Annotated in this window: 7 protein-coding genes; all 7 read left to right on the top strand. The window is 74.7% G+C overall.

The genetic code is table 11. The features are described from left to right. The first annotated feature begins 3 nt into the window (after window positions 1-3). Window positions 4-975: an AAA family ATPase gene (locus ABD230_RS13440; protein ID WP_344375065.1), complete on the top strand. Its 972-nt coding sequence runs from the start codon at window positions 4-6 to the stop codon at window positions 973-975. Beyond that, window positions 972-2,351, top strand: coding sequence for a DUF58 domain-containing protein (locus ABD230_RS13435; RefSeq protein WP_344375062.1), 1,380 nt, complete (start codon window positions 972-974; stop codon window positions 2,349-2,351). The genes ABD230_RS13440 and ABD230_RS13435 overlap by 4 nt, the downstream gene beginning before the upstream one ends. After that, window positions 2,348-4,693, top strand: coding sequence for a transglutaminaseTgpA domain-containing protein (locus tag ABD230_RS13430; protein WP_344375057.1), 2,346 nt, complete (start codon window positions 2,348-2,350; stop codon window positions 4,691-4,693). The genes ABD230_RS13435 and ABD230_RS13430 overlap by 4 nt, the downstream gene beginning before the upstream one ends. Then, on the top strand, window positions 4,690-5,334 hold the full coding sequence (locus tag ABD230_RS13425) for a zinc-ribbon domain-containing protein (protein ID WP_344375054.1): 645 nt from the start codon (window positions 4,690-4,692) through the stop codon (window positions 5,332-5,334). Before ABD230_RS13430 ends, ABD230_RS13425 begins: the two co-directional genes overlap by 4 nt. 193 nt (window positions 5,335-5,527) lie before the next feature. Next, a complete protein-coding gene (locus ABD230_RS13420; protein ID WP_344375048.1) occupies window positions 5,528-8,494 on the top strand; it encodes an FtsK/SpoIIIE domain-containing protein in 2,967 nt (988 codons plus the stop codon). A gap of 156 nt (window positions 8,495-8,650) precedes the next feature. After that, entirely contained in the window at window positions 8,651-9,868 is a 1,218-nt protein-coding gene (locus ABD230_RS13415; RefSeq protein ID WP_344375044.1) for an ABC transporter substrate-binding protein, read from the top strand. Further along, the gene (locus tag ABD230_RS13410) at window positions 9,868-11,067 is read left to right on the top strand and encodes an ABC transporter ATP-binding protein (protein ID WP_344375041.1); all 1,200 of its coding nucleotides are present in this window, start codon (window positions 9,868-9,870) and stop codon (window positions 11,065-11,067) included. The genes ABD230_RS13415 and ABD230_RS13410 overlap by 1 nt, the downstream gene beginning before the upstream one ends. Window positions 11,068-11,070 lie beyond the last annotated feature (3 nt).

Here is an 11,070-nt window from a genome sequence, read left to right as displayed (position 1 = left end):
CGCATGACCATGACCCCCGAGGACGCCACCCGGTTCGCGTCGAACCTCGATCGGCTCGTGAGCGCCGTCGAGGAGATCCTGCTCGGCAAGAACCGCGTCATCCGCCTCGCATTCACGTCACTGCTGAGCGAGGGGCACCTGCTGCTCGAGGACGTGCCCGGCACCGGCAAGACGTCCCTCGCCCGGGCGATGGCGCAGTCCGTCGCCGGGACGAGCAACCGCGTGCAGTTCACGCCCGACCTGCTGCCCGGCGACATCACCGGCGTGTCCGTGTACGACCAGCGATCGGGGGTGTTCGAGTTCCACCCGGGCCCCGTCTTCGCCAACATCGTGCTGGCCGACGAGATCAACCGGGCCAGCCCGAAGACCCAGTCCGCCCTCCTCGAGGTCATGGAGGAGGGCCAGATCACCGTCGACGGCCAGACGCACCCCGTCGGCCGGCCGTTCATGGTGATCGCGACCCAGAACCCCGTCGAGCAGGCCGGGACGTACCGCCTGCCCGAGGCGCAGCTCGACCGGTTCCTCATGCGGACGTCGATCGGCTATCCCGACCACGCCTCGACCATCCGCATCCTCGAGGGGACCGACCAGCGCGCGCACGACCATCGCGTCGAGGCACGGCTCGACGCGGCCGAGATCGTCGAGATGGCCGCCCTCGCCCGCACGGTGTACGTCGACCCGACGATCAACGACTACGTCTCGCGACTCGTCGACGCCACCCGCAGCGCCACCGAGGTGCGGCTCGGGGTGAGCGTCCGAGGCGCGCTCTCGCTCGTGCGCGCGGCGAAGACGCATGCCGCGGGACGCGGACGCCACTACGTCGTGCCCGACGACGTGAAGGCCCTCGCCGAACCCGTCCTCGCGCACCGGCTGATCCTGGACCCCGAGGCCGAGTTCGACGGAGTCACCGCCTCGAACCTCATCGCACAGGTGCTCATCGAGACGCCGCCGCCGTCTGCGAGGCAGGCCGGGTGACCTTCCAGACCCGGTCGACGATCCCCGAGGAGGCCGCGCGGCAGGGCGTCCTCGCGGTGGTCATCGCGCGCATCGTCGTGGCCGTCCGGGCTGCGGCATCCGTGGTCGAACGGTGGACGCGCGTCGCCCGGGGCGTCGTCACGCCGCTCGGCTGGGGCGTGCTCGCCGGCGCGGTCGTCGCGCTCGTGCTCGGGTACGGCTGGGGCTGGATGGAACTGACGATCATCGGGTGGGGCCTGCTCCTGCTCGCCGCGGTCGCCTCGGCCTGGCTCCTCGGGCGCGGCGCCGGGGCGATCGAGCTGACGCTGCCCGTTCCGCGCGTGGCGGTGGGCGAGTCGGCGCAGGCGCGCCTCGTCGCGCGGAACCCCGGGCGGCGTCGCTTCGCCGGCGCGCGGCTCGAACTGCCCGTCGGGCGCCGCGTGATCGCCCGGATGGTCCCCGCGCTGCCGCGCGGCGGCACGTTCGACGAGCGGCTCGCGATCCCCACCGAACGGCGCGGGGTCATCGACGTCGGCCCCGCGCGGACGGTGCGGGCGGATCCGATCGGGCTCATGCGCCGCGAGATCGTCTGGTCGGACGTGCGCCAGCTGCACGTGCATCCGCGCACCATCGCGGTGTCGGCCCTCAGCACCGGGTACCTGCGCGATCTCGAGGGCTCGCCCACCCGCGACCTCACGGCGAGCGACATCGCGTTCCACGCGCTGCGCGAGTACCAGCCCGGCGACGACCGGCGGTTCATCCACTGGCGCAGCTCGGCGAAGACCGGCACCTTCATGGTGCGGCAGTTCGAGGAGACCCGGCGGAGCCGGCTCATGGTGCTGCTCGACCTCGCCGCCGACGCGTACGAGGACGAGGAGGACTTCGAGCTCGCCGTCAGCGTCGCGGCCTCGATCGGCGCCCGCGCCATCCGCGACGCCCGGAGCCTCGCGTTCGTCGTCTCGGGGCGCGAGCGCATCCGGCCGCCCGCCGCGAGGCGGGGCGTCCCGTCCGCGCACGGGCCGGGCGGGGCCCACGGCTCCCGTCCCGGCCTCGCCGCCATGCGCGAGCTCCCGACGGCGTCGCGCGACCGGCTGCTCGACGCGCTCTGCCTCGTCGAGGTCGATGAGCGCGCGTCCGGGCTCGGCGACACGGTGCGAGCCGCGTCGGAGTCGATCGCGGGCGTGTCGCTCGCATTCGTCGTGACCGGCGGCGCCCGGGGCGTGGCCGACCTCCGCCACGCCGCCTCGCGGCTGCCGCTCGGCGTCGAGGCCGTCGTCGTGCGCTGCGCGACCGAGGGGGAGGCCAGCGCGCGCGCCGTCGGCGGGCTCTCGGTCTACGGCATCGGCTACCTCGAGGACCTGACGGCCCTGCTGGCCCGGACGGCGTCGGTGGCATGAGCGCCACGGGAACGCCCCGCGCGGCGCCGGACCGGCGACCGGGCGGCCCGACGCGCGCGCCGATCCGCATCGCCGGCGCCGGCCTGCCCTCGGCGCTCGTGAGCACGGCGATCCTCGTCGCCGTCGCCGCGACGGCGATGATCCCGTGGTGGCCCGTGTACGAGAGCGGCGCCTTCCTCGTCGCCGCCGCGGTCGCGATCCTCGTCGGCGCCGCCGTCGGCGTCGTCGGCGCCGCGTTCGCCTGGCCGTCGTGGGCCGTGGTCTCGACGGTGGCGGCCGCGTACCTCGTGCTCGGCGTCCCCGTCGCGGTGCCCACCAGCGCCTACGGAGGGGTGCTGCCGACGGCCGAGGGGCTCATCGACCTCGTGTCCGCCGTCGCCCTGTCGTGGAAGCAGCTGGTCACCATCTCGGTGCCGGTCGGGTCGTACCAGGCGCTGCTCGTGCCGCCGTTCCTGCTCGGGCTCATCGCGACCACGGCGTCCGTCACCATCGCGCTGCGCACGCGCCGTCCGGCGCTCGCCCTGCTGCCGCCGGCCGGGCTGCTGGTCGCGGGCATCGTGCTCGGCGTGGTGCACGACGACGTCGCGTTCGAGGCGGGCGTCGCGTTCCTCGTCGCCGGCGTCGCCTGGCTCGTCCGCCTCGCGATCGCCGAGCGACGTCGCGCGAGCCTCGCCGGATCGGCCGAGGCCGCGCTCGCCGACGTGCGCCGGATCGTCGGAGCGACGGTGGTCGTCGCGCTCGCGCTCGTCGGCGCGACGGCGGCCACGCTCGCGCTGCCGGCGGGTCCGCGTTCCGTGGCGCGCGCCGAGCTCCGCCCGCCGTTCGAGCCGAACGACTACGACAGCCCCCTCGCCGGGTTCCGCGCCGCCTTCGAGCCCGATGCCGCGGACCTCGAGATGCTCCAGGTCCGTGGCCTGCCCGAGGGGGTGGGGCTCAGGATCGCCGTGCTCGACACGTACGACGGCGTCGTCTACTCGGTCGGTGGAAGCGACCGGGCGGGCGCGTCCGGCCAGTTCACGCGCCTGCCGTACCGGCTCGACCAGTCGGGGACGCCGGGGGAGCGGGTGGAGCTCGACGTGGCCGTGCTGGCGTACGACGACGTCTGGGTGCCGGGCGTCGGGAACCTCGAGCGCATCGCATTCGGCGGCCCGCGCCAGGGGGTCCTCGAGGACGACTTCGCCTACAACGACGTCACGGGCACGGCCGGCGTCCGCTCCGGCCTCACGGCCGGCGACCGCTACACGTCGCAGTCCGTCGCGACGGTCGAGCCCGTCGACCTCGCCTCGCTGCGCCCGGGCGGCGCGATCCTGCCGGACTCGCCGGACCCGCCGGATCCGCTGCTGCGGCTGCTGGACCGCTGGACGCGCTCCTCCGACACGCCCGGCGTGCGGCTCGCCGCGATGATCGAGGGCTTCCACCGCGAGGGGTACGTGAGCCACGGCATCGGCGAGGACGAGGTGCCGAGCCGCTCGGGGCACGCGCTCGACCGGCTCGCGGAGCTCGCGACCGCCAAGCCCATGGTCGGCGACGGCGAGCAGTACGCCGTCGCGGCGGCCCTGCTCGCGCGCGAGATCGGGTTCCCGGCGCGCGTCGTCGTCGGGTACCTCCCGGGCGGCGAGGCGGATGCCGAGCCCGACGGCGCACGGACCCTGCACGGGGACGACCTGCAGGCGTGGATCGAGGTCCAGGCCGAGGACGGCGCGTGGATCCCCGTCGACCCGAACCCCGAGGTCCGCCCGGTCCCGGAGCGGCAGCCCGACGAGCCGACCATCGTGTCCCGGCCGCAGTCGGCGCTCCCGCCGCCCGAGGACCCGACGCCCGTCGACGACCTCGCCGCCGAACCGGACTCGGGCTCGCAGGACCCGGATCGGGGCGACGCCTGGGTGGCGGCGCTGCTCGCCGTGCTCCGGATCACGGGGATCGCGCTCGCCGTGCTCGCGCTGCTGGCCAGCCCCTTCCTCGCGATCATCCTCGCCAAGGCCCGGCGGCGACGGCTGCGTCGCCGCGCGCCGACGGTGGTCGAGCGGATCGAGGGCGGCTGGCAGGAGTTCGCCGACCAGGCCGCCGACCACGGCTACCCGATGACGGTGACCGCGACCCGCGCCGAGCAGGCGGCCGTGGTCGGCGGCCTCGCGCCCGCGGTGCTCGCGGCCGTCGTCGATCGCGCCGTGTTCGGCCCCGACGGTCCGCGCGACGGCGACGACGAGCGGGTCTGGGCTGCGGTCGACGAGCTGCAGCGCCGCCTCGACGAGCCGCGCTCGTGGCGCGAGCGGATGCGGGCGCGCGTCTCGCTCGGGTCGCTCGGCGGGTACGCTGGCTCGCGGAAGGGGGGCGCGACGTGAACTGCCGGATCTGCGGTGCGCCGCTGCCCGAGGGGGCCATGTTCTGCGGCGAGTGCGGGAGCTCGACCTCGGCGACCCCCGAATCGCGTCGACCGGTCGACCCCCGCCCGGGCGACACCTACGTGATCCACCGCTCCGAGAGCGGGGTGCTCAGCGTCCCGCTCGACGACGTCGACGCGGCGCCGACCGTCGCGGAGGGCGGACCCGCGGCCGAGGTCGCGTCGCCCGCCGAGGTCGCCACCGATGGGGCTGGAGGGGATGCCGCCACCGCCGCAGCGCCCGCGCTCGACGACGGGCCGGCGGCCGCCGCCCCGGGCGCCCGCTTCGTGCTGACCTTCACCACGGGCGAGGTCGTGACGGTGCAGGGCACGGGCCTCGTCGGGCGCAAGCCGCTCGCCGAGCCCGGGGAGGCGTTCGACCACCTCGTCCAGATCGTCGACCGGGGGCTCTCGGTCTCCAAGACGCACCTCGAGTTCGGCGAGCACGAGGGCGGGCTCTGGATCGCCGACCGGTTCTCGGCCAACGGGACCGTCGTGCGCCGCCCGGGCGAGCACGCCGTCCGGTGCGAGCCGGGCCGTCGGATGCTCGTGCCCCGGGGAAGCCGGGTCGAGATCGGCGAGCAGGCCTTCACCGTCGCCTGAGCCCCACCCGGGCGGCGACGGACCGCTGGGCGACCGGACCGTCGGGGGAGCGGCGGCCGAGCCGCACCCCCGTCCGTGTCGATGGGGTCGCTCCGGAGGCCACCCGTCCTGCACGAGACGGCGTCGACCGGGCCCGCTCCCGGATCCGCGGCGCGGCCGATGTCCGCCGGCGTCGACGTGGTGCGCTGGCGGCATGACGGGGACCGCGGTACCGGGCGCGACCGCGCCACCGCTGCGGCTGCCGCCGGCCCGGCCGGAGCCGGCGCGCGCCGGGTTCCCGTGGATCGCCTCCGCGGCGCCGGTCGCCGGTGCCGTCGCGATCTGGGCGATCACGGGGTCGGCGCTCGCACTGCTGTTCGCGGCGCTCGGGCCGCTCGTCGCCGTGGCCGCGATGCTGGACGGACGTCGGACGGCGCGGCGCGAACGTCGGGTCCGGGCGCGCGAGCGCGCGCTGGCGCTCGAACACCTCCGCGCGGAGCTCGCGCGACGGCACGAGGGCGAACGTGCGGCGGCGTGGCGGGCGGCGCCGACGGCGCGGGCCCTGCCCGGGATCGGGGCCCCGGCCTGGCGCGCCCGCCCGCCCGCCGAGGTGGTCGTCGGCTCGGGCGCCGTCCCGAGCCGGGTGGTGCTCGAGGGATCGGCCGGTGACGACGACGAGCTGGCGGCGCTCGTGGTCGAGGCCGGTCGGCTCGATGCGGCACCCGTCCGGGTGGGCCTGGCGCACGGGCTGGGCTTCGTCGGGCCGCCGGCGCTCGCGCGGGCGGCCGCCCGGGCGGTCGTCCTGCAGCTCGCCGAGGCGGTCCATCCCGCCGTGGCATCCATCGTCGGCCACGGCGGTCACTGGGCGTGGACCGGTGCGCTGCCCCATCGCGCGAGCGGTGCGGGCGTCGTCGTGATCCGGATCGTGGAGCCGGGCGACCCGGCGATGGGCGAGTCCGCCGAGCTCGGGCCCGGCGGCTCGCCGTCGGAGGTCCTCCTCGCGATCGCGGCCCACGTCGGCGAGCTGCCGCCCGGCGTCCGGACCGCGATCGAGGCGACGACGGCGGTCGGTGCGCGACTCGTCGTCGAGGGCGGCGACGTCGTCCCGATCGAACCCGAGCTGCTGTCGCAGGCGGAGGCCGAGGCGTTCGCAGGGCGCCTCGCCGCCATCGCACGGCGCTCGGGACTGGCCGCGGCGTCGCGCGCCGTCCCGGACGCCGTCCGCCTGGCGGACCTCCTCGAGCCGACGGCCGCCGTCCCGGGGCGATCGAGCCTCGCGGCGACCATCGGCGTCGGCGACGGGCCGGTGCGGGTCGACCTCGTCGACGGCCCGCACGCGATCGTCGCGGGGACCTCCGGCAGCGGCAAGAGCGAGTTCCTCGTCTCCTGGATCGCGGCCATGGCCGCCGGCCACCCGCCGGAGCGCGTCGCGTTCCTGCTCGTCGACTTCAAGGGCGGCGCGGCGTTCGAGCCCGTCGCGGGGCTCGTCCACGTGACCGGCACCGTGACCGACCTCGACGCGGACGACGCGAGCCGTGCCGTGACGAGCCTCAGGGCCGAGCTCCGCCATCGGGAGCGCGTGCTCGCGGCGGCCGGGGCGCGGGCCATCGCCGACCTCCCCGACGGAGTGCTCCTCCCGAGGCTCGTCGTCGTCATCGACGAGTTCCAGGCGATGATCGAGCGCTTTCCGGAGCTCGGTGCCGTCGTCGCCGACCTCGCCGCGCGCGGGCGGTCGCTCGGAGTGCACCTGGTGCTCGCGGCGCAGCGGCCGAACGGCGTGGTGCGCGAGCAGGTGAGCGCCAACTGCGGCATCCGCATCTCGTTGCGCGTGCTCGAGCGCGCCGACAGCGTCGCGGTGGTCGGCGTCGACGCGGCCGCGTCGCTCGACCCGTCCCGTCCGGGGCGAGCGATCGTCGATCGCGGCGACGGGCGGCCCGTCGAGGTGCAGGCGGCGCTCGCCGACGCCGATGCGATCGCCGCCGTCGCGGCGCGCCACGGGGATGCACGGCCGCCGCGGCGGCCGTGGCTCGATCGCCTGCCGGCCCGCATCGCCGTCGACGACGTCGATGCCGCGCTCCTCGCCGCGCCGGGCGGGCGGGCGCATCGCGGTATCGCGGGCGGCCACCCGACCGACGATCCGCCCGTGGCGGGCGGCCTCGTCCTCGGCGTCGCGGACGATCCGGCCGAGCAGCGCCGTTCGCTCGCCGTGTGGCGACCGGGGGCCGACGGCCCGGTGCTGGTGCTCGGGATGCCGGGCTCCGGGCGGAGCACCCTGCTCGACGCGCTGGCACAGCAGGTCGGGTCCCGTCACGGGGCGGGCGCCGTCCTCCGGCTGGGCGGCCCGCGCAGCCGCGAGTGGGACGACCTCATCGACCTCGGCGGCGCCGGCGCCGGGCCGGCCTCCGACACGGCCGCGGTCCGCCTCGTGGTCGTGGACGATGTCGACACGCGCTACGACGCATGGCCGGACGAGTACCGACTGGCGGCGGTCGAGGCGCTCCAGCGGCTCGCCCGCCGGGGCCGGCGAGGAGGTCCGGCGTTCGCGGCGTCGGCCGGACGGGCGACGGCGCTCGCGCCAGGACTGCGCGACGCGTTCACGACGCACGTGCTGCTGCGGCATCCCTCCCGTGCCGAGCTCGTGCACGCGGGCGGCGACGGCGCGCTGCACCGGGACGCCGCCCCGCCCGGGTCCGGGCAGTGGCGGGGGCTCCGTGCCCAGTTCGTCCACGCGGGGGCGGGCGCCGCGGGCGCGGCGTGCGCCACGGCGGCGGGACGAGCGCCGACGCCGACGATCGCGTTCCCCGCCACCGGCGTGGTCGCGGTGTCGACGTCGCGGGCGCGGGTCGACGCCGGCCTGATCGCGCGGATCGCCCCGTGGGTCGAGGTCATCGGCCTCGCCGACGGCGCGGCAGCGGCGGCGCGCGCCGCCGCCGTCCTCGGCCCGGTACCCGCCGGGGGAGCGGCCGTCGTCGTGGGCGATCCCGACACCTGGGCGGCGAACTGGTCGCTCGCCGCGGCGGCGCGGACCCGGGCCGATCTCGTCGTGCACGGCGGCGCCGCGGAGTACCGCGCGCTGGTGCGCGATCCCGCACTCCCGCCGCTGCTGGACCCGGAGCGGGACCAGTGCTGGCGCCTCACTCCGGCCGGCACGGTCGAACGGCTCGGTTGGCCGACAGACTGACGACGGATTCCGAGCGTCCACCGCCCGAAACGGCACTGATTCCGTGCGCGAAGGTCTCGGAACCTAACGATTCGGTCATCAAGTGCTGATTTCAGCCACGCAGTGTGTCAGTATCTTCGCACCCCTGCACGCGCATGCATGTCGATTGGAGACCTCGTGAGCAGCCGTCCCCTTCCCCAGGACCCCATCGTCCGCGCCCTCGTCGCGCAGGCCCGCCAGGCGCAGGTGACGCGCCGCGGCCTGCTCGCGGGCGCCGGTGCCGGCGCGTCCGCGCTCGCCCTCGCCGCCTGCTCGACCGGCGGCGGCCAAGCCAAGCCGACCGCGGCGGCGGACACGTCCGACACCGACAAGACCCTCAACTGGGCCAACTGGGCCGCGTACATCGACGAGGATGACGACGGCAACTACCCCACCCTGGTCGCCTTCGAGGAGCAGACCGGCATCTCGGTCAACTACGAGGTGGCCGTCGACGACAACAACACCTACTACGGCAAGGTCAAGGACCAGCTCGCGCTCGGCCAGGACATCGGCGCCGACACGGTGTGCCTCACCGACTGGATGGTGTCGCGTTGGATCCGCCTGGGCTACACCCAGGAGCTCGACCACGGCAACATCCCGAACATCGCGAACCTCGCGCCGGCGCTGGCGAACCCGAGCTTCGACGAGGGGCGCAAGTACTCCCTCCCCTGGCAGGGCGGGTTCGCGGGCATCTGCTGGAACACCGAGAAGGTCCCCGGCGGGCTCGAGACGGTCCAGGACCTCTGGAACTCCGAACTCAAGGGCCGCGTCGGCGTGCTGTCCGAGATGCGCGACACGATGGGGCTCATCATGCTCCAGAACGGCGTGGACATCTCGAGCCCCGACTGGGGCGACGCGGAGTTCGACGCCGCGATCGAGGTCCTCGACGAGCAGGTCGCCAACGGCCAGATCCGCAACATCAAGGGCAACTCGTACCTCGAAGACCTGAAGAGCGAGGACACGCTCGCCGCGATCTGCTGGTCGGGCGACATCACGGTGCTCAACGCCGAGGCCGGCGACAAGTGGCAGTTCGCCATCCCCAGCGCGGGTGGAACGCTGTGGAACGACAACTTCCTCATCCCGATCGGCTCCCCGCGCAAGACGAACGCCGAGACGCTCATCAACTACTACTACGAGCCGGAGGTCGCTGCCGAGGTCGCGGCGTGGGTGAACTACATCACCCCGGTCGTCGGCGCCCAGGAGGCCGCCGTCGCCATCGACCCCGAGCTCGCCGAGAACCAGCTCATCTTCCCGAACGAGGAGACGCTCTCGAACGCGTTCATCTTCCGCGCGCTCTCCGGCGCCGAGGAGCAGAAGTACCAGACGCAGTTCCAGCAGATCCTCCTGGGTTCGTGATGTCGATCCGAGAATTCGCCGAGAGCGGTGCCGACCTCGAGCTCGTCGGCATCCAGAAGCGCTTCCCGGGGTTCACCGCGATCGAGGAACTCGACCTGACGATCCCGGCGGGATCGTTCTTCGCCCTCCTCGGACCCTCGGGCTGCGGCAAGACGACGACGCTCCGATTGGTCGCCGGCCTCGAGGAGCCGACGGCGGGTCGCATCCTGATCGGCGGGAAGGACGTCACGGACACCCGGGCTCACCAGCGTCCGGTGAACACCGTCTTCCAGAGCTACGCCCTGTTCCCGCACATGTCGATCATCGAGAACGTCGAGTTCGGCCTGAAGCGCCGGCGCATCGGCGACGCTCAGTCGAAGGCGCACGAGGCCCTGAAGCTCGTCGAGCTCGACCACCTCGCGCAGCGCCGCCCGGCCCAGCTCTCCGGCGGCCAGCAGCAGCGCGTCGCGCTCGCCCGCGCGATCGTCAACCGGCCGGCGCTGCTGCTGCTCGACGAGCCGCTCGGCGCGCTCGACCTGAAGCTCCGGCGCCAGATGCAGCTGGAGCTCAAGACGATCCAGGAGGAGGTCGGCCTGACCTTCCTCCACGTCACGCACGACCAGGAGGAGGCCATGACCATGGCCGACACGGTCGCCGTGATGAACAAGGGCGCGATCGAGCAGATGGGCGCGCCGGAGGAACTCTACGAGCTGCCGCGCACGACGTTCGTGGCGAACTTCCTCGGCAAGTCGAACCTCTTCACGGGCGACGTCGTCGGCACGACCGACACGGCGATCTCGGTGGACGCCGGCGGGCACCGCATCACCGTGCCCACCGCACGCTCGCAGCGCCACCAGGGGCTCGTCACGGTCGGCGTCCGTCCCGAGAAGGTGACACTGCACACCGAGCAGCCCGACGAGACGGCAGACCGCAACATCCTCGGTCCCGGACACGTCATCGACGTCTCGTTCGCCGGCGTGAGCACGGAATACGCGGTGGCGGTCCCGGGCGTCGGCACGGTCTCGGTGTTCGCGCAGAACATGACCTTCGGACCGGTCGCGCACGAGGGGAGCGAGGTCTGGCTCAGCTGGGACGTCGAGCACGGCTTCGGCCTGTCCGACGAGCCCGACGAGTCGTCCCGGTTCCCGGCCGACGACGACACCCGGTCCATCGCCGTGCAGCGCCGCGAGGCGCTCATCACGGAGCTCGAGGGCAACTGAGCC

Source organism: Agromyces tropicus (assembly GCF_039531345.1).
In the GTDB taxonomy this organism is placed as follows: Bacteria; Actinomycetota; Actinomycetes; order Actinomycetales; family Microbacteriaceae; genus Agromyces; species Agromyces tropicus.
This window is presented reverse-complemented; position numbering and strand designations above follow the sequence as displayed.